Raw genomic sequence first — 19,924 nt, 5'->3', positions numbered from 1 at the left:
CCATTTATGGCAAAATGCCCCGCTTCACTCACCCGCGGCATCGGTCCGGCGGGCCCGTGTTGCAGGCCGCCAGCGCGGCCTGCCGGCCCGCGCCGCGATTTCAGCCAGGCAGATCATCCACGACATGACGGAAACCGTAGCACTCAAGATCGTACAGCGCATCGCCACCGAACTGTCCGTCCAGCCGCGCCAGGTCGCGGCGGCGGTGCAACTCCTCGACGAAGGCTCGACCGTTCCGTTCATTGCCCGGTACCGCAAGGAAGTGACGGGCAATCTGGACGACACGCAACTGCGCCAGCTCGAGGAACGCCTGCTGTATCTGCGCGAGCTCGAGGATCGCCGCGCGACGATCCTGGCGAGCATCGACGAACAGGGCAAGCTGACCGACGAGCTGCGCGCCGCGATCGACGCGGCCGACAGCAAGCAGGTGCTCGAAGATCTCTATCTGCCGTACAAGCCGAAGCGCCGCACGCGCGCGCAGATCGCCCGCGAAGCTGGCCTCGAGCCGCTCGCGCACGCACTGCTCGCGAACCCGCTGCTCGATCCGCAGACGGAAGCCGCCGCATACGTCGACGCCGACAAGGGCGTCGCCGACGTCAAGGCGGCGCTCGACGGCGCACGCGACATCCTGTCCGAGCAATTCGGCGAAACGGCCGAGCTGCTCGGCAAGCTGCGCGATTACCTGCATAGCCAGGGCGTCGTGTCGTCGGCCGTCGTCGAGGGCAAGGAAAACGAGGAAGGCGAGAAGTTCCGCGACTACTACGACTACTCGGAAACGCTCCGCACCGTGCCGTCGCACCGCGCGCTCGCACTGTTCCGCGGCCGCAACGCCGGCGTGCTGACCGTCAAGCTCGGCCTCGGCGACGAACTCGACGCACAGGTTCCGCACCCGGGCGAAGCGATGATCGCGCGCCATTTCGGCATCGCGAACCAGAACCGGCCGGCCGACAAATGGCTGTCCGACGTGTGCCGCTGGTGCTGGCGCGTCAAGGTGCAGCCGCATATCGAGAACGAGCTGCTCACGCAACTGCGCGAGACGGCCGAAGCCGAGGCGATCCGCGTGTTCGCGCGCAACCTGAAGGATCTGCTGCTCGCCGCGCCGGCCGGCCCGAAGGCCGTGATCGGCCTCGACCCCGGTCTGCGCACGGGCGTGAAGGTCGCCGTCGTCGATCGCACCGGCAAGCTGCTCGCAACCGACACGATCTACCCGCACGAGCCGCGCCGCGACTGGGACGGCTCGCTCGCGAAGCTCGCGCGCATCGCCGCGCAGACGCAAGCGGAGCTGATCAGCATCGGCAACGGCACCGCTTCGCGCGAAACCGACAAGCTCGCGAGCGAACTGATCGCCAAGCATCCGGAATTGCGCTTGCAGAAGATCGTCGTATCGGAGGCCGGTGCGTCGGTGTACTCGGCGTCCGAGCTGGCCGCAAAGGAATTCCCGGACCTCGACGTGTCGCTGCGCGGCGCCGTGTCGATCGCGCGGCGCCTGCAGGACCCGCTCGCCGAACTCGTGAAGATCGAGCCGAAGGCGATCGGCGTCGGCCAGTACCAGCACGACGTGAACCAGCGCGAACTGGCCCGCTCGCTCGACGCGGTGGTCGAGGACTGCGTGAACGCGGTCGGCGTCGACGCGAATACCGCGTCGGTCGCGCTGCTCGCGCGCGTGTCGGGCCTGAATGCGACGCTCGCCCGCAACATCGTCGACTTCCGCGACGCGAACGGCCCGTTCCCGTCGCGCGACCACCTGCGCAAGGTGCCGCGTCTCGGCGACAAGACCTTCGAACAGGCAGCCGGCTTCCTGCGCATCAACGGCGGCGAGAATCCGCTCGATCGCTCGTCGGTGCACCCGGAGGCCTACCCGGTCGTCGAGCGGATTCTCGCGAAGATCAACAAGCGCATCGACGACGTGCTGGGCAGCCGCGACGCGCTGTCGGGCCTGTCGCCGGCTGAATTCGTCGACGAGCGCTTCGGCCTGCCGACCGTGCGCGACATTCTGTCCGAGCTGGAAAAGCCGGGGCGCGATCCGCGGCCCGAATTCAAGACCGCCACGTTCCGCGACGGCGTCGAGAAGGTGTCCGACCTGATGCCCGGCATGCTGCTCGAAGGTGTCGTGACCAACGTCGCCGCGTTCGGTGCGTTCGTGGACATCGGCGTGCATCAGGACGGCCTCGTCCACGTGTCCGCGATGTCGACGAAATTCATCAAGGACCCGCACGAAGTCGTGAAGGCCGGTCAGGTCGTCAAGGTCAAGGTGCTCGACGTCGACGTGAAGCGCCAGCGCATCGCACTGACGATGCGCCTGGACGACGAAGCTGCCGCCCCCGGCGGCGCCGCGCCGCGCGGCGGCCAGGACCGCGGCAGCGCCGGCCGCGGCGCGGCCCGCCCGCAACGCTCGCGCGAGCCGGAGCCGGCCGGCGCGATGGCTGCGGCGTTCGCGAAGCTGAAGCGCTGAGCGCGCGCTCGCCCGCGGGCGAGCGCAACGACCGCCGTTGCGGCGTCGTGCCGCTCGGCTCGATCACGACGCCTTCCGCCCTACCGGCCGCATACTCGACGGCCCGATCGCATCTGCGATCGGGCCGTTTTACATTGATGAGCGATTCGAGATGTCGGCGAAGCCGCTGCGGGACGCCGCGCAGCGTGGAACAGGTCAGCTCGCGCCGAACGGGAGGAAGCGGATGTCGTCGATTGGATGCGCTCGGCGTCGAGCCTGACGACCACGCGGCCCAGCCATCATCGGCTCAAAACGCAACGCGCCGCCCCGCGCCTTCGCCAAAACAAAAATGCCGTTCAGTTTTTCAACTGAACGGCACGATTGCCGAAAGCGCAGCACGCGCCGCTGGTCAGATCTCGATCTTGGTGCCGAGCTCGACGACGCGGTTCGCCGGAATCGAGAAGAAGTCGGTCGGCTTCGCCGCGTTCTGGTGCATCCACGCGAACACGCGTTCGCGCCAGATCGACATGCCCGGCAGATGCGTCGGCACGACCGTCTCGCGCGCGAGGAAGAACGACGTGTCCATCAGCTCGAACGTCATGTCGTGCGTGCGGCCGAATTCCTCGAGCACGGCCTTCACGTCCGGCGTCTCGTTGAAGCCGTACTCGGCCTTGACGATATAGAGGCCGCCGCCCGCATCGCGCGAGCTGAGGCGCTTGTCGTCGCGCACGTATGGAATGTCGCGCGTGACGAACGTGAGGAAAATGGTCCGCTCGTGCAGCACCTTGTTGTGCTTCAGGTTGTGCAGCAGGCTGACCGGCACGAGCTTGTCGTTGCCCGTCAGGTAGATGGCCGTGCCCGACACGCGGTGCGGCGGGTGCGCGAGCAGCCCCTGCAGGAACGGCTCGAGCGGAATGCCGTCGGCGGCCGTGCGCTCCTTGACGATGTGGCGGCCCTTGTACCAGGTCATCAGCAGGAAGAACAGCAGCGCGCCGATGCCGAGCGGCAGCCAGCCGCCCTGCGCGACCTTCAGCAGGTTCGCGCCGAAAAAGCCGAGGTCAACCGCGAGGAACACGGCGATGATCGCGCCGACCAGCAGGCGGTTCCAGTTCCACACCCGTACCATCACGACGGCCGCGAGCACGGTGGTGATCACCATCGTCGCCGTCACCGCGATCCCGTACGCGGCCGCGAGATTGTCTGAGCTCTTGAAGCCGATCACGATGCAGAGGATCACCGCCAGCAGCAGCCAGTTGACGACCGGCACGTAGATCTGGCCGATCGCCAGCTCGGACGTATGCAGCACCTTCATGCGCGGCACGTAGCCGAGCTGGATCGCCTGCGACGTCAGCGAATACGCACCCGAGATCACGGCCTGCGATGCGATCACGGTCGCGACCGTCGACAGCACGACGAGCGGCAGCAGCGCCCACTCCGGCGCCATCAGGAAGAACGGATTCTCGATGGCCTTCGGGTTCTGCATCAGCAGCGCGCCCTGGCCGAAGTAGTTGAGCACCAGCGAAGGCATCACGAGCCCGTACGCGGCCAGGCGAATCGGTTTTGCACCGAAGTGGCCCATGTCGGCGTACAGCGCTTCGGCGCCGGTCAGCACCAGCACGACCGAACCCAGCACCACGTATGCCTGGAGCAGATGGTCGGCCATGAACGACGCCGCGTAATACGGGTTGATCGCCGCGACGATGCCCGGCACGCGCGAGATGTGATAGACGCCCAGCGCCGCGATCGCGACGAACCACAGCACCATGATCGGCCCGAACAGCTTGCCGACCATCGCGGTGCCGTGGCGCTGGATCCAGAACAGCGCGATCAGGATCACGATCGTGATCGGCAACACGAGGTGGGACAGATGCGGCGTCGCGATCTCGAGCCCTTCGACCGCCGACATCACCGAGATCGCCGGTGTGATCACGGCATCGCCGTAGAACATGCATGCGCCGAAGATCCCGAGCGCCATCAGCGCGCCGGCCACTCGCGTCTTCGAGTCGAGCGGCCGCAGCGACAGCGCCATCAGCGCGAGCACGCCGCCTTCCCCGTTGTTGTCGGCGCGCATCACGAACAGCAGGTACTTGATGCCGACCACGAGCACGATCGCCCAGAACAACAATGAGATCACGCCGAGGATCGAGCTCTCGGTCAGCGGAATGCCGTGGGCGGGGCTGAACGCCTCCTTCAGCGAATACAGCGGGCTCGTGCCGATGTCGCCGAACACGACGCCGATAGCCGCTATCGCGAGCGCCTGCATCGAGTGTTGGTGCGTCGAATGCGCGTGGGCTGCGTCGGTCGCCTGGGTCGTGTCGTTCATATGAAGCTTGATAATCGGTCCGGGTCGGACGAAACGAGCGCTATTCTACTCGCGCCCCTCTGAAACACCGTCCTGCCTTGTTGCCCTGAAACCACGTGAGTCACGCCGCGCATGCATTCCTGCGCAAGCTGTGGCAGGGCTGCCATCATAGCCGCGGCCGCGCCATCTGCCTACCGGCGGCGTCCGGCTGCCGTGGCCGCGGTGCCGATCGTGCGGATCGTGCGGGGCGAATCGCGAACAAAAAAACGGCGCCGCAAGCGGCGCCGTGCAAGGCTGTCGGTCGGACGACCGGACGCTTACGCGCCCGAACCGTCGCGCTGCGCGCGACCGCGTTTGATCCATGCCTCGAGGTTGTGCGGACGAACGGTGTCCCACTCCTCGAACGGCTGATGAATCCACGGATTCGTCGGCAGGTACTGCGTGTGATAGTCGGGCTTGACCTTCGAGCAACCCTTGTACCAGAGCACGGCCGAGCGCACGGCCGTCACGGCCGGATAGCGCTCCTTCAGATGCTCCTGCACACGCGCGAGCGTCACGCCGGAATCGACGAGATCGTCGACCAGCAGCACGTTGCCCGCGAGATGGCCGCGTGTCATCGTGATGTACTGCGCGATGTCGAGCTCGCCCTGCTCGGTGCCGGCAGCTTCCCGATACGAACTCGTCGCGAGGATCGCGAGCGGCACGTCATAGATGCGCGACAGCTGGTCGCCCACGCGCAGACCGCCGCGCGCGAGGCACAGGATCTGGTCGAACTTCCAGCCCGATTCGTGAACCTTGAGCGCCAGCAGCTCGATCAGGCGGTGGTACTCGTCCCAGCCTACCCAGAGGTTCTTGTCGTCGTTGCGCGGATCGGTCATCAAGTCTGCCGCCGTCATCGTCATTTGCTGCGTCATCTGCGAATTACACCTTGAACGGATGACGGAGCAGGATCGTTTCGTCGCGGTCCGGCCCCGTCGAAATCATGTCGACCGGCACGCCGGCCACTTCCTGCACGCGGCTCAAGTAGGCGCGCGCGTTGGCCGGCAGCGCATCCCACGTCTTGATGCCGACGGTGCTTTCCTTCCAGCCGGCGAACGTTTCGTACACCGGCTCGCAGCGTGCGACGTCGGCTGCGCCGCGCGGCAGGATGTCCGCGTCCTTGCCGTCGATCTTGTAGCCGACGCACAGCTTCACTTCGTCGAGACCGTCGAGCACGTCGAGCTTCGTCATGCACAGGCCCGACACGCCGTTGATCTGGATCGAGCGGCGCAGCGCCGCCGCGTCGAGCCAGCCGGTGCGGCGGGGACGGCCGGTGACCGAACCAAATTCCTTGCCGACGTTAGCGAGCGTGATGCCGACCTGATCCTGGCGCTGCGGGTTGTCGGCGTCGTACAGCTCGCTCGGGAACGGGCCCGAGCCGACGCGCGTGCAGTACGCCTTCGTGATGCCGAGGATGTAGTTCAGCTTTTGCGGACCGACACCGGCGCCGGCCGATGCCGCGCCCGCGACGCAGTTGCTCGACGTGACGAAAGGATAGGTGCCGTGGTCGATGTCGAGCAGCGTGCCCTGCGCGCCTTCGAACAGCAGGTTCTGACCGGCGTTGTTCGCGTCGTACAGACGGCGCGACACGTCGGCCACCATCGGCTTCAGACGATCGGCGTAGCCAAGCATCGTGTCGAGCGTGGCCTGGAAATCGACTGCTGCGCCGCCCAGGTACTGGGTCAGCACGAAGTTGTGGAAATCGAGGTTTTCGCGCAGACGGTCGGCGAAGGTCTTCGGATCGAACAGATCCTGCACGCGCAGCGCGCGGCGGCCGACCTTGTCTTCGTACGCCGGGCCGATACCGCGGCCGGTCGTGCCGATCTTGCCCGCGCCCTTGCGCGCTTCGCGCGCCTGGTCGATCGCGATGTGGTACGGCAGAATCAGCGTGGTCGCTTCGGAGATGAACAGGCGGTCGCGCACGTTGACGCCGGCCTCTTCCAGCTCGCCGATTTCCTTGAACAGTGCCTCGGGGGACAGCACGACGCCGTTGCCGATGAAGCAGGCAACGCCTTCACGCATGATGCCCGACGGAATGAGGCGCAAGATGGTCTTCTTGCCGCCGATGATGAGGGTGTGGCCGGCGTTGTGACCGCCCTGGAAACGCACGACGCCCTGAGCGTGGTCCGTCAGCCAGTCGACGATCTTGCCCTTGCCTTCATCACCCCATTGCGTTCCCACGACGACGACGTTGCGCCCGGGAGTCACGTTCACTGCGCTGGCAGACATGTTGATTCGTTAGCTGGTTAAAAACGTATTCTACCTATGTTCGCGGGCGATTCCGAATTTTTCCGTTTCGCTTCAACGATATGCACGCCGAACGACGGCCCGCGAACGCCTGTTTAACGGGGCTCGACCACCCATGCGCCCGCACGTTCGACGAGCGAACGGTCGCATGCGAACTCGTCGAGCACGTGGTCGTGACCGGGCAGTGCCTGGATCACGACCTCGCCCGCATCGCGCAGCGCGGCGACGGCCGCGCTGAGTGCATCGTCCTGCGCCCAGGGCGCGAGAATCGCGGTGCCGCGCGCCTCGACCGGGGAAATCCGCGCGAGCTCGCGCAGGTCGAGCGAGAAACCCGTCGCCGGGCGCGCCCGGCCGTATGCCTGACCCACGTGGTCGTAGCGGCCGCCGCGCGCGATCGCGTTGGGCACGCCGTCGATGTAAGCGGTAAACATTGCGCCGCTGTGGTACGCATAGCCGCGCAGATCGGCGAGATCGACGGCGACTTCGACGCCCTTCGCGCTCGCCGCGAGCTGCGCGAGATCGTCCAGCGCGCGCGTGATTTCCGGCAGCACGGGCAGCCGCGCCCGCGCTTCGTCGAGCACGCTCGCGTCGCCGTACAGGTGCGGCAGCGCGCGCAGCGCCGCGCGCGTGTCGGCGCCGAGATCGTCGGTCAGCTCGTGCAGCAGCGGCACATCCTTGCCCGACAGCGCGTCGTACAGCGCTTCGCCGCGCGCGGCGGCCTGCGCATCGCGCGCGAGCAGCGCCGCGAGCACGCCCGCATGGCAAAGGTCCAGACGAATCCGCGACAGCCCCGCGAGATGCAGCGCGTCGAGCATCAGCTGCTGGATCTCCAGGTCGGCTTCCAGCCCCGCATGCCCGTAGATTTCGGCGCCGATCTGGATCTGCTCGCGCGTCGCGTGCAGACCGCGCGGGCGCGTGTGCATCACGTGGCCGGCGTAGCAGAGGCGCGTGACGCCCTGGCGGTTCAGCAGGTGCGCGTCGATCCGCGCGACCTGCGGCGTGATGTCGGCGCGCAGACCGAGCGTGCGGCCCGACAGCTGATCGACCAGCTTGAAGGTGCGCAGCCGCAGGTCGGCGCCGCCGCTCGTCAGCAGCGACTCGAGGTACTCGAGCAGCGGCGGCATCACCATTTCGTAGCCGTAAGAACGGAAGCGGTCGAGCAGCCTGCGGCGCAGCTCCTCGATCTTGCGCGCTTCCGACGGCAGTACGTCGGCGATATTCTCGGGAAGTAACCAGGTCGACATCGGTACGGTCCTACGACGGGAAACAGCGCGACTTTGCGCGCCGCGAGATGAATCGGAAATGGGAAATCGAAATCGGGCGGAACGAACGGCCGGTGCGCCGTCCGGTTCAGGTGGCGAACAGCAGCAGGACGAGCCCGAGCGCCATCACGATGAGCCCGCCGATCCGGATATGATGCGGCGGCCGCTCCGCTATTCTACGAAACGTGTCGCGCCATGCGACGGGAAACACGAAAGGGAACGCTCCCTCGATAATCAGCATCAGTGCTACCGCGAGCAACAACGAGCCAGCCAGATCCATGCGAGCGACGGCGCCGCTCGTCGCGGCACCCCAAAAAGTCAGTGTTTGCGGGGAGCGGGCGCCGGCGCGGCGGCACCGCCCGTCGGGCTGCGCATGAAGCGGAAGAACTCGCTGTCGGGATCGACGACGATGACGTCGTTGCGCTTGAACGTGTTCCGGTAAGCCTGCAGGCTCGCGTAAAACTGATAGAACTGCGGATCGCGGCCGAACGCGTCCGCGGCGATCGACGCGGCCTTCGCATCGCCCTCGCCCTTGATCGTCTGCGCCGACTTGTATGCGTTCGCGAGCACCGCCTGCTGATCGCGCTCGGCGTCGGCCTTGATCTGCTCGACATCCGCCGCGCCTTCGGCGCGCACGCGCGCGGCCTGGTCGCGCAACGCCGCGATCATCCGCTGATAGACGGCGTCCGTCTGCGCGGCCGGCAAGTCGACGCGCGTCAGCTGGACGTCGACCACGTCCACGCCGAAGCCCGCCGCCTTTGCCCGCACCGCGTCGCGCGCCGCGTTCGCGATGTCGCGCTGGTCGCCGAGCGCGTCGTCGAGCGCGCGCTTCGCGAAGGCGTCGCCGAGCGCGCCCTTCAGCGCATCGGCGAGGCGTTCGGTGGCGGCCGTCGGGTCGCCGCCGGTGGCCGTGAAATACTTCATCGGATCGTCGATCCGATACTTGAGCGCATACGCGACGAGCAGATCGTGCTTGTCTTCGGTGGCCAGTTGCAGCGGGTCCGTCGACTCGAGCGATTGCAGGCGCGTGTCGATCAGCGTCGCCGTCTGCAGCGGCGGCGGCAGCTTGAAGTGGATGCCGGGGCCGGCGAGCTGCGGCTGCCCGCCGTCGCGGCCGGACAGCACGGCCGCATGGCGCGGGTCCACGCTCAGCACCGTCGACGAAGCCGCGAACGCGGCGATCACGATTGCGACGACGAGCGCAATGATTCGATTCATGTTCTGCGCTCCCGTTACTTCAGATCGTCTTCGCGCGCGCGGCTGCGGAACGCCTCTCGCGAGCGCAGCACGTCGCTGCCCGCGGCGGGCGCGGCAGCGGCCGAAGCGCCGCTCGCCGGTGCGCCCGACGCGACGGCGGCCGGAGCCGACGCCGTGTCCGGCGCGGCTGCGCCGGCTGCCGCGTTCGATGCACCTGCGGCGTTCGCGGCATTTTGCCGGCCCTGCTCGACGAGCTTGTCGAGCGGCAGGTACACGACGCTGCTGCCCGCCTTGTTGCCGACGAATACCTTGGTCGCCTTCGAGTAGATTTCCTGCATCGTTTCAAGGTACATCCGCTCGCGAATCACGGCCGGCGCCTTCGAATACTGCGCATAAACCTGCTTGAACCGGTCGGCGTCGCCTTCGGCCTGCGTCACGACACGGTCGGCATAGGCCTTCGCATCGTCGACGAGTTTCGCGGCGTCGCCCTGCGCCTTCGGCAACAGGTCGTTCGTATACGCTTGCGCGGCGCGCTTGGCGGCCTCGCGCTCGTCGCGCGCCTTCGCGACCTCGGCATACGCGGCCTGCGTCTGTTCCGGCGCCGCGACGCTTTGCATCGTGACGGCCGTGACCTCGAGCCCGGACTGGTAGCGGTCGAGATCGCGCTGGATCGCGGCGGACAGCTGGCTACGCAGCGCATCGCGGTCCTGGTTCAGGATGTCTGCCGCGCTGCGCGTGCCGACGATCGCGCGCACTGCGGCCTGGGCGGCCTGCGACACGCTGCGCTCGGGATCGACGCTACGGAACAGGTAATCGGTAGCCGAACGCACGCGGTACTGGACGACGAAACGCACGTCGACGATATCCGCATCGCGCGTCAGCATCGCGGCTTCCTTGACGTTCGCGAGACGCACGACGTTGTTGCGGCCGATCTCGATCGAGCGCACTTGCGTCGTATCGACGATTTCGTGCGACGAGAACGGATACGGCGCACGCCAGTGGACGCCCTCGCCGACCGTGCCGGCCAGCTTGCCGAGCTGGAGCACGACGCCGGTCTGGCCGTCCTGCACGACGAACAGCCCGCTGCCCGCATAGACCGCGATCAGCACGCCGATCACGATGCCGACGCCGACGCGCGCAGCCCGGCCGTTGTCGGGCCGGAAGCCGTTGCCGCCCTTGCCGCCGAACAGGCCGCTCAGACGCCGGTTGAAGTTGCGCCACATCTCGTCGAGATCGGGCGGACCGTCACCGTCGCCGCCGGGCGGACGTTTCGATTCGTTGGCACGCGGACGGGATCCGTCGTTGCCTTTGCCGTCGCCGCGCCCCCAGCGGGGATCGTTGATCGACAGCAAGGCGCGCATCCGCCGCCAGGTACTCCGCTCGTTGTATTCGTTCACCAGAGTTTGTTCACCAGATTAGACGCCGGCGAACCGGCCGGGACCGGTTAGCGCCCGTGTTCGGAAATCGTGTGGCCTTCGTGTGGTTCAGCGGGCGCGCCGTCGAGCGCGCCGTCGGCTGACGTCGCGCCGGAGAGGTGTTCCGCGGAGGCGATCTCGGCGATGGCGGCACGCAACGCGTCGAGACCCTGACCGGTGCGCGCGCTCAAAAAGACGCGCGAAATATTACCATACTCGTCCCGCTCGACCGCGTCGCCGCGGGCGGCCAGTTCGGGCACGGCGTCGATCTTGTTGAACACCAGCACCTGCCGCACGGTGTCCGCGCCGATCTCGTGCAGCACGTCGTTGACCTGCTCGATCTGTTCGAGCCGCACGGCGCTCGACGCGTCCACCACGTGCAGCAGCAGATCCGCATGAATCGTTTCCTCGAGGGTCGCGCGAAACGCGGCAACCAGCTGGTGAGGCAGCTCGCGGATGAAGCCGACCGTATCGGACACGACGATCTGGCCGACCTCGTCGCCCAGATACACGCGTCGCGACGTCGTATCGAGCGTCGCAAACAACTGGTCGGCCGCATAGGCCTGCGCCTTCGTCAGCGCATTGAACAGCGTCGACTTGCCCGCGTTCGTATAGCCGACCAGCGACACCGACATGGTGCCGCTGCGCGCGCGCTGACGACGCTGCGTGCTGTGCTGCCGGCGCAGCCGGTCGAGACGCGCCTTCAGCATTTTGATCCGCTCGCCGATCAGCCGGCGGTCGGTTTCGAGCTGCGTTTCGCCGGGGCCGCGCAGGCCGATACCGCCTTTTTGCCGCTCCAGGTGAGTCCACGCGCGAATCAGCCGGGTCGACAGATATTGCAGCTGCGCGAGCTCGACCTGCAGCTTGCCTTCGTGGCTGCGGGCGCGCTGCGCGAAGATATCGAGGATCAGGCTCGTGCGATCGACCACGCGCCGGTTCAGCGCCTGCTCCAGATTGCGTTGCTGGGCGGGCGCGAGTGCGTGGTTGAAGATGACGATTTCGACGTTGTGCGCGTCGCACGCGAGCCGCAATTCTGCGGCTTTGCCGCTGCCGATGAACATCTTGGCATCAGGGCTGGCACGACGACCGGTGAGGGTGACGGCGGGACGGGCTCCCGCGCTGGAGGCAAGAAGACTGAGTTCTTCGAGACTGGCTTCGAAATCGGTCTTGCCGAAGTCGATGCCGACGAGCGCTGCGTTGATCAAATTGTCGGGTGTCAAGATAAGGCGGCTGGCATCGGTCGCTCGCGGCGACCGGATGCCGGCCGCTGCGATAGGTTAGGACGAAGCTTCCGCGTCCGGGTGGAAATTCACCGGGCGCGCCGGCACGACCGTCGAAATGGCGTGCTTGTAGACCATCTGGGTCACGGTGTTACGGAGCAACACGACGTACTGGTCGAAGGATTCGATGTTCCCTTGGAGCTTGATCCCGTTGACGAGATAGATCGAAACAGGAACGTGCTCTTTACGCAGTGCGTTCAAAAACGGGTCTTGTAACAATTGCCCTTTGTTGCTCATGGCGTACTCCATCTTTTTTTGCAGGTTGATCTGGATTGGCGACGAAGAAAAAGAGATCCGGCGCCAATCGCTACACTATAGCTGATTTTGCCTGCCCCGCCCGGCCACTGGCCATGCGGCCAGGTCGTTGCCGGGCGTACCCGGCAGGCTCGTTCAGCCCTTGTCCGCGTACGGATTGTTCGACGAGCGGAACTCTATGCGCAATGGAGTCCCGGTCAGGGAGAAAGTTTCGCGGAATCTGTTTTCCAGATATCGCTTGTATGTCTCGGTCACCGCATCGAGCGCGTTGCCGTGGATCACGATCAGCGGCGGATTCTGGCCGCCCTGGTGCGCGTAGCGCAGCTTCGGGCGCACCGGGCCGCGACGGCGCGGCTGCTGGAACTCGACGGCCTCGATCAGCGCGCGCGTGAGCTTCGGCGTCGGCAGCTTCGCCATCGCCGCGGCATAGGCGTCGTCGACCGAGCGCATCAGCGCGCCGATGCCGGTCTTCTTCGCGGCCGAAATGTAGTGCGATTTCGCGAAATCGAGGAATTTCAGCTTGCGGGTCAAATCCGCTTTGGCGCGATCGCGCGCGTGATCGTCGAGGCCGTCCCACTTGTTGACGCCGATCACGAGCGCGCGGCCCTGCTCGACCACGAAGCCCGCGATGTGCGCGTCCTGGTCGGAAATGTCCTGCTGCGCGTCGAGCAACAGAATGACGACGTTCGCGTCGGAGATCGACTGCAGCGTCTTCACGACCGAGAACTTCTCGATCGCCTCGAACACCTTGCCGCGACGCCGCAGCCCGGCGGTATCGATCAGCGTGTACTTCTTGCCGTTGCGCTCGAAGTCGACGTAGATCGAATCGCGCGTCGTGCCCGGCATGTCGAACGCGATCACGCGATCCTCGCCGATCAGCGCGTTCACGAGCGTCGACTTGCCGACGTTCGGCCGGCCGACGATCGCGATCTTGATGCCGCGCGACGGATCATTGTCGTCCGCTTCCTCCGGCTGGCCCGCATACGCGACTTCCAGCGCCTCGTTGATCATGTCGGTCACGCCGTCGCCGTGTGCGGCCGAGATCGCGCGCGGATCGCCGAGCCCGAGCTCGTAGAAGTCCGTCGCGACCGCCGTGTACTTCATCCCTTCGGCCTTGTTGACGACCAGGAAGATCGGCCGCCCGGTCTTGCGCAGATAGTCGGCGATCGACTTGTCCTGCGGCGCGAGGCCGTTGCGCCCGTCCACGATGAACACGACGACGTCGGCTTCCTCGACCGCCTGACGCGTCTGGCGCGCCATCTCGTGCAGGATGCCGTCCTTCGCGACGGGTTCGAAGCCGCCGGTGTCGACGACCAGGTACGGCCGCTCACCGACTCGCCCTTCGCCGTAATGGCGATCGCGCGTGAGGCCCGGCAAGTCGGCGACGAGCGCATCGCGCGAGCGCGTGAGCCGGTTGAACAGCGTGGATTTCCCCACATTGGGGCGCCCAACGAGGGCAATGACCGGTTTCATCTGTGTTTTCTACGGTGGTGCGCAGCAGCGGGAGGCCCGCTGCTGCGGGCGGCTGCGCTGAATGAAAATATCACGAATTCGCGCCGCGCCGGATGCGCGCGCCGGGCGCGCGGTGCGCGCCGTCGTCTTTCGCTACGAACTGCCTTTCAAATACTGCGCGGCCGGGGACACCGGCCGCGTTCATGTCGCGCGTTCGCGGCATGCGGAACTCGTTCCGCCACGCCGCGCTTCGCGCTTGCTGCGTGCGTATCAGCGCGGGCGGAACCCGTACAGGCCGCCGTCCTGGGTCTGCACGACCAGCGTGTTGCCGGCAAGCACCGGCGCCGCGGTGATCGCGCTGCCGTCGGTCTTCATCCGCGCGATGAAGCTGCCGTCCTCGCGCGACAGGAAGTGCACGAAGCCCTTGTAGTCGCCCATCACGACCGCATGGCCGAGCAGGTAAGGTACGCCGACGTCGCGGCTCTTCAGCTTGTCGTTACGCCAGAGCGGGTTGCCGCTCGCCGCGTCGTACGCGGTCACGACCGACCAGTCGTCGCCGGCGGCCACGACCGAATCGTCCTGCGCGAGACCGCTGCGGCTCGAGAACGGCTTTTCCCACACCGGACGGCCCGAGTTCGCGTCGAAGCAGCCGATCTGCCCCTGGAACGTGACCGCGCATGCCTGCGCGCCCACGAGCGTCGGCGGACCGCTGACGTCGTTGATGCGCTCGACCTCGGTCACGCCCTTCGGGAACGACACGGGCGTCTGCCAGAACGGCTCGCCCGTCTGCAGGTTCAGCGCCACCAGGCCGCCGCCGGGGAAGCCGGCCAGCACGGCCGCATCGCCGGCGAACGTCATGCCGGCCGACACGCGCAGGTTCAGCGGCACCGCGCGGTTGCGGTAATTCCACTTCTGCTCGCCGGTCTGCGCGTTGAACGCGATCACCTGGCCGTCGATCGTGCGCACGATCACGAGGCCGTTGCCGACCAGCGGCGGCGAGAAGACCTCGCCCTGCACGGTGGTCTTCCACAGCAGCTTGCCGTCGGGGCCGAGCACGAACACGCCGCCCTTCAGCGCGCCGACCGCGGTCAGGTTGCCGTCGCTGCCGACACCGGCCGACAGGTCCGAACCGACCTTCCCGCGCCACACCGTCTGGCCCGTCTTCGCGTCGATCTTCTCGACCGAACCGTTCTCGCCCGCCGCGTAGACGGCGTCGCCCACGGCCACCGGCGAGAACAGGTAGCGTCCGCCCTTGCCGACGCTCGCCTTCCAGACCTGTTGCACGTCGAGGACGGGCTTGAACTCGGTGAGGGGCGTCGGCACGCGGCGCGCGTCCTTCGACGACGAGCAGGCCGCCAATGCCAGGACAGCCGCCGCGCAGGCTACGGGCACAGCGTAACGTTTCAGCAAATTCATCGGTTAGCGAAGCAGAGTTAAGAGGTTGAGGGGGCCGACATCAGCCGCCGAGCGCGTCCAGCTTGAACTGCACGAGCTGGCGCGCCGACTGGTCGTCCTTCGACAGGCCGTCGAGCGCGAGCTTGTACGCGGCGCGCGCATCATCGGTCTTGCCTTGCGCGGCCAGCAGATCGCCGCGGCGATCGGCCACGAGGCCCTTGAATGCGTCGACCGGCGTGCCCGACAGCAGCACGAGACCCGCGTCGTACGCCTTCTCGTCGAGCAGCAGCGACGCAAGCCGCAGCTTCGCGATCTGCTTGTACTCGTCGTCCTTGGCGTGATCAGCGGCCCATTGCAGCTGCGCCTTCGCGCCGGCCGCATCGCCGCTCGCGTACAGCGTCTTCGCAGCCGCGAGCGCGGTCATTTGTGCATAGGCCGTGCTGCCGAACTTGTCTTCCATGTCGGCGGCCGCGCGGGCCATCGTGGCCTTGTCGTTCGCCGCGGCGGCCTTCTGCACCTGCTCGTACAGGCCGGACGCTTCGGCGGCCTGGCGGCGCTGCCAGTAATTCCAGCCGTTGAAACCGGCCGCGACGACCAGCGCCGCGAGCACGATCCACGTCGTGAGATTGCCCCAGCGGGCCCACCACGCTTTCAGACTTTCAATCGATTCTTGTTCGTCGTGATAACTCATCGGCGAGCGATTCCTTCCTTTTCGGGCTTTTCTTGTCGAGCGAATGCCAGCGCGATCAGTCGTCGCCGTCTTCGGCGGATGCAACCATCGCATTGATTAGGAATTCGGTCAAGCCTTCGACCGGTACGGTCTGCTGAACGTTCTTTTCCCCTTCCTGGCCGGCGCCGCGCAGCGCTTTCACGCCCGCCGTGCCGTTCGCCACCTCTTCTTCGCCGAAGATCACCGCGAACGCGGCGCCGCTCGCGTCGGCCCGCTTCATCTGCGACTTGAAGCTCGCCGGCGCGCCGTCGGCGCTGCAGTGGAAGATCACGTCGAGGCCCGTGTCGCGCAGACGCTCGGCCGCGATGAACGCCTGTTCGCGCGCCGCCTCGCCCTGGTGCACGACGTACACGTCGACGCCTTCCTGCTCGGGCGCGAGGTCTTCTTCCTTCAGCAGCTCCAGAATGCGCTCGATGCCCATCGCCCAGCCGCATGCGGCGGTCGGCTTGCCGCCCAGCTGCTCGATCAGCGGATCGTAGCGGCCGCCGGCCGCGACCGTGCCCTGCGCGCCGAGCTTGTCGGTCACCCATTCGAACACGGTCAGATTGTAGTAGTCGAGGCCGCGCACCAGCCGCGGATTGATCTTGAACGGAATGTTGTTCGCGAGCAGCAGGCGCTGCAGCCCCTCGAAATGCGCGCGCGATTCGTCGCCGAGGAAGTCGATCAGCTTCGGCGCGTTCTGGGCGATTTCCTGCAGCGCCGGATTCTTCGTGTCGAGCACGCGCAGCGGGTTCGTGTACAGACGGCGCTTCGCATCCTCGTCCAGCACGTCGACGTGCTGCTCGAGGTACTTGATCAGCTCGACGCGGTGCGCGGCGCGCTCTTCGGCCAGGCCGAGCGAATTGATCTCGAGTTTGATGCCCGTCAACCCGAGGTCGTCCCACAGGCGCTGGCACATCATGATGATCTCGGCGTCCGCGTCCGGGCCCGCGAAGCCGAGCGCCTCGACGCCGACCTGGTGGAACTGGCGATAGCGGCCGCGCTGCGGACGCTCGTGACGGAACATCGGGCCGATGTACCACAGGCGCTTCGGGCCGTCGTACAGCATGTTGTGCTCGATCGCCGCGCGCACGACGGCCGCGGTGTTCTCCGGGCGCATCGTCAGGTTTTCGCCGTTGAGCGCGTCGGTGAAGCTGTACATCTCCTTCTCGACGATGTCCGTGACTTCGCCGATGCCGCGCGTGAACAGCTGCGTGTGTTCGACGATCGGCGTGCGGATGTTCTGATAGCCGTACGCGCGCAGCAGCGATTTCACGGTAGCTTCGAAGAACTCCCACAGGCCGGCATCCTGCGGAAGGATGTCATTCATGCCCTTGACGCCCGCGAGCTTCTCGATCTTGCGTTTCTGTTCAGTCATCGTTCGTGTGTATGGACGAATGGTTCAGGCCGCGCTGCGGCCGTAATTGCGTGCGACGTAGTCGCTGACGATCTGCTGGAATTCCTCGGCGATCCGCTCGCCGCGCAGCGTCTTGACCTTCTCGCCGTCGATGAAGACGGGTGCGGCCGGGTTCTCGCCCGAGCCCGGTAGGCTGATGCCGATGTTCGCGTGCTTCGACTCGCCGGGGCCGTTGACGATGCAGCCCATCACCGCGACGTTCATCTTCTCGACGCCCGGATACTCCTTGCGCCACACCGGCATCTGCTCGCGCAGGTAGGTCTGGATCTGCATCGCGAGCTCCTGGAACAGCGTGCTCGTCGTGCGGCCGCAACCCGGGCAGGCGATCACCATCGGCGCGAACGAGCGCAGGCCCATCGTCTGCAGGATTTCCTGGCCGACGATCACCTCGCCCGTGCGCGGTGCGCCCGGCTCCGGCGTCAGCGAGATGCGGATCGTGTCGCCGATGCCTTCCTGCAGCAGCACGCCCAGCGCCGCAGTCGACGCGACGATGCCCTTCGAGCCCATGCCGGCCTCGGTCAGGCCCAGGTGCAGCGCGAAGCCGCAACGGCGGCCGAGTTCGCGGTACACGGCGATCAGGTCCTGCACGCCGCTGACCTTGCACGACAGCACGATGCGGTCGCGGCCGAGGCCCAGCTCGACGGCGCGCTCGGCCGAGCCGATCGCCGACTGGATCAGCGCCTCGTACATCACGCTCTGCGCGTCCCACGGCTGCGAACGCGCGGCGTTCTCGTCCATCATCCGCGCGAGCAGGTCCTGATCGAGGCTGCCCCAGTTCACGCCGATCCGCACCGGCTTGTCGTACTTCGCCGCGGCTTCGATCATCTGCGCGAACTGCGTGTCGCGCTTCGCGCCCTGGCCGACGTTGCCCGGGTTGATCCGGTACTTCGACAGCGCCTCCGCGCAGCCCGGATAGTCGCGCAGCAGCAGATGGCCGTTGTAGTGGAAGTCGCCGACGAGCGGCACCGTCACGCCCATGCGGTCGAGCTGCTCGCGGATGGCCGGCACCGCGGCGGCCGCCTCAGGCGTGTTCACCGTGATGCGCACCAGTTCGGAACCGGCGTTCGCGAGATCCTTGATCTGGATGGCGGTGCCGATCGCATCGGCCGTGTCGGTATTCGTCATCGACTGCACGCGCACCGGCGCATTGCCGCCGATCGTCACGAGCTGCCCGCCCCAACGAACATCCACCGCATGCGACACGCGACGCGGCTGGTGGCCGCCGAACACCGGCTCGGTTGAACAAATCTGACTGCTGCGTGGGGATTGAGCTTCGGATTGCATCGATAGATCCATTTACGCGGAATGCGCCGCGACGGCGCATGAATTGAAAAAGCGCCGTGCCCTCGCGGCCCGTGCAGCACGGGCCTTCGTCACGGCGCTTGGCGTCAGGGCAACGTGAACCGCGCCACGTTACCCCGCGCTGCCGAATATTTTGCCGGATCGACGGGTTTTCCGTCGAACGCGACCGCATCGAGACCGGCCTTGTTGCCGATCGTGACCTTGAACGGGCCGTCGCCTGCGACCTGCTTCGTCTCGCCGGCCCGCACCAGCGCCGAGAACAGCTCCTTGCCGTTCTTGTCGCGCACGCTGAACCAGCAGTCCTGCTTGACCTTCAGCTCGACCACCGACTGGCCCGCGGCAACCGCGACGCTCGCTGGCTCGGCCGCATTTGCCGTGCTTGCCGCGCTCGCGGCGGCCGGCTGCGATGCGGGCGATGCTGGGGCCGCAGCCGCCGGGGCAGCCACGGACGCCGCGACCGGCGCCGACGCCTGCGCGACTACGGCCGAAGCAGCCACAACCTCGTTGCCTGCTGCCGTCGACGCGCTGCCCGCCGCGGGCTCTTCCGCGGCCGATGCCGCCACTGCGCTCGCCGCCGGCGCATGCTCGGCGGCGCCGCCCTTGAAGCGGGCGAGCCAGCTCGCCGAATCGCCGCCAGTGTGCCACATGAGCACGGCGATCACCGCCACGACGACGATCGCGGTGCCCCACAACCACGGATGATGGCCGGACGAGCTGCCGAGCGGGATCGACACGCGGCCGCGCGGCAGATCCGTGCCGCTCGACGCGGGCATCGACAGGTCGACTTCCGGCACGCCGCGCTCGCGGCGCAGCGCCTGCGCGAACGGCTCCGGATCGACGCCGAGCATCTTCGCGTAGCTGCGCACGACCCCGAGCGCGAACGTCACGCCGGGCAGATGACTGATGTCGCCCGCCTCGAGCGCGCGCAGCTTCTGCGGAGCGACCTTGAGCCGCGCCGACACGTCGTCGACCGTCCAGCCCTTCGCCTCCCGTAGCTGCGCCAGCCGGCTGCCCACGGCCGCCAGCGTTTCCAGCCCCGCCGGTGCCGGCTTCGCGGCATTCGTCTCTGCGCCGTTTGTCGGCTGCGGCTCACTCATCCTTGTCCTCGCGTCGATTCTTCTTCACTGGGGCGCCGCCGGCCCCTGCCGGCCGGCACCCGCTACCGTCCATACCATGCGCGGCGCCAAGGCGCCGCGACCGATCGCTATTCGCGTGTTGTAC

16 protein-coding genes are annotated in these 19,924 nt (G+C 67.0%); 1 reads left to right on the top strand and 15 read right to left on the bottom strand.

Features of this window, described 5'->3' with window-relative positions; genetic code table 11:
* Positions 1-124 precede the first annotated feature (124 nt).
* Entirely contained in the window at positions 125-2,452 is a 2,328-nt protein-coding gene (locus tag MBR110_RS09040; protein ID WP_045579058.1) for a Tex family protein, read from the top strand.
* 388 nt (positions 2,453-2,840) lie between these two features.
* On the opposite strand, the gene MBR110_RS09035 is transcribed toward MBR110_RS09040, so the two are convergent.
* From MBR110_RS09035 to MBR110_RS08965, 15 genes are all read right to left on the bottom strand, one after another.
* Positions 2,841-4,754, bottom strand: coding sequence for a potassium transporter Kup (locus MBR110_RS09035; RefSeq protein WP_011884956.1), 1,914 nt, complete (start codon positions 4,752-4,754; stop codon positions 2,841-2,843).
* A gap of 296 nt (positions 4,755-5,050) precedes the next feature.
* The gene (locus MBR110_RS09030; RefSeq protein WP_014723093.1) at positions 5,051-5,647 is read right to left on the bottom strand and encodes a phosphoribosyltransferase; all 597 of its coding nucleotides are present in this window, start codon (positions 5,645-5,647) and stop codon (positions 5,051-5,053) included.
* 7 nt (positions 5,648-5,654) lie between these two features.
* The gene (locus MBR110_RS09025; RefSeq protein ID WP_011884958.1) at positions 5,655-7,001 is read right to left on the bottom strand and encodes an adenylosuccinate synthase; all 1,347 of its coding nucleotides are present in this window, start codon (positions 6,999-7,001) and stop codon (positions 5,655-5,657) included.
* A gap of 113 nt (positions 7,002-7,114) precedes the next feature.
* Complete coding sequence (locus MBR110_RS09020; RefSeq protein WP_011884959.1) at positions 7,115-8,263, bottom strand: ATP phosphoribosyltransferase regulatory subunit; 1,149 nt, start codon at positions 8,261-8,263, stop codon at positions 7,115-7,117.
* 106 nt (positions 8,264-8,369) lie between these two features.
* Positions 8,370-8,561 carry a DUF2065 domain-containing protein gene (locus tag MBR110_RS09015; protein WP_011884960.1) on the bottom strand — a complete coding sequence of 64 codons (192 nt, stop codon included), beginning with the start codon at positions 8,559-8,561 and terminating at the stop codon, positions 8,370-8,372.
* Between the two features lie 38 nt (positions 8,562-8,599).
* Positions 8,600-9,499, bottom strand: coding sequence for a protease modulator HflC (gene hflC, locus MBR110_RS09010; RefSeq protein WP_011884961.1), 900 nt, complete (start codon positions 9,497-9,499; stop codon positions 8,600-8,602).
* A 14-nt stretch (positions 9,500-9,513) separates the two neighbouring features.
* Positions 9,514-10,875, bottom strand: a complete 1,362-nt coding sequence (hflK, locus tag MBR110_RS09005) for an FtsH protease activity modulator HflK (RefSeq protein ID WP_011884962.1) — start codon at positions 10,873-10,875, stop codon at positions 9,514-9,516.
* A 47-nt stretch (positions 10,876-10,922) separates the two neighbouring features.
* Complete coding sequence (gene hflX / locus MBR110_RS09000) at positions 10,923-12,098, bottom strand: GTPase HflX (protein WP_175984118.1); 1,176 nt, start codon at positions 12,096-12,098, stop codon at positions 10,923-10,925.
* A 72-nt stretch (positions 12,099-12,170) separates the two neighbouring features.
* Positions 12,171-12,410, bottom strand: coding sequence for an RNA chaperone Hfq (gene hfq, locus MBR110_RS08995; protein ID WP_006399927.1), 240 nt, complete (start codon positions 12,408-12,410; stop codon positions 12,171-12,173).
* Between the two features lie 153 nt (positions 12,411-12,563).
* Positions 12,564-13,901, bottom strand: a complete 1,338-nt coding sequence (gene der / locus MBR110_RS08990; RefSeq protein ID WP_011884964.1) for a ribosome biogenesis GTPase Der — start codon at positions 13,899-13,901, stop codon at positions 12,564-12,566.
* Positions 13,902-14,150: 249 nt separating this feature from the next.
* Positions 14,151-15,296, bottom strand: a complete 1,146-nt coding sequence (bamB, locus tag MBR110_RS08985) for an outer membrane protein assembly factor BamB (RefSeq protein ID WP_011884965.1) — start codon at positions 15,294-15,296, stop codon at positions 14,151-14,153.
* Positions 15,297-15,336: 40 nt separating this feature from the next.
* Entirely contained in the window at positions 15,337-15,966 is a 630-nt protein-coding gene (locus MBR110_RS08980) for a tetratricopeptide repeat protein (RefSeq protein WP_014723099.1), read from the bottom strand.
* A 55-nt stretch (positions 15,967-16,021) separates the two neighbouring features.
* Positions 16,022-17,362: a histidine--tRNA ligase gene (hisS, locus tag MBR110_RS08975; protein WP_011884967.1), complete on the bottom strand. Its 1,341-nt coding sequence runs from the start codon at positions 17,360-17,362 to the stop codon at positions 16,022-16,024.
* A 24-nt stretch (positions 17,363-17,386) separates the two neighbouring features.
* The gene (gene ispG / locus MBR110_RS08970) at positions 17,387-18,685 is read right to left on the bottom strand and encodes a flavodoxin-dependent (E)-4-hydroxy-3-methylbut-2-enyl-diphosphate synthase (protein WP_034195407.1); all 1,299 of its coding nucleotides are present in this window, start codon (positions 18,683-18,685) and stop codon (positions 17,387-17,389) included.
* A 104-nt stretch (positions 18,686-18,789) separates the two neighbouring features.
* Positions 18,790-19,800, bottom strand: coding sequence for a helix-turn-helix domain-containing protein (locus MBR110_RS08965; protein WP_059463319.1), 1,011 nt, complete (start codon positions 19,798-19,800; stop codon positions 18,790-18,792).
* Positions 19,801-19,924: the final 124 nt, after the last annotated feature.

The sequence above is a fragment of the Burkholderia sp. MBR-1 genome (genome assembly GCF_013822785.1).
Taxonomy (GTDB): domain Bacteria; phylum Pseudomonadota; class Gammaproteobacteria; order Burkholderiales; family Burkholderiaceae; genus Burkholderia; species Burkholderia vietnamiensis.
This window is presented reverse-complemented; position numbering and strand designations above follow the sequence as displayed.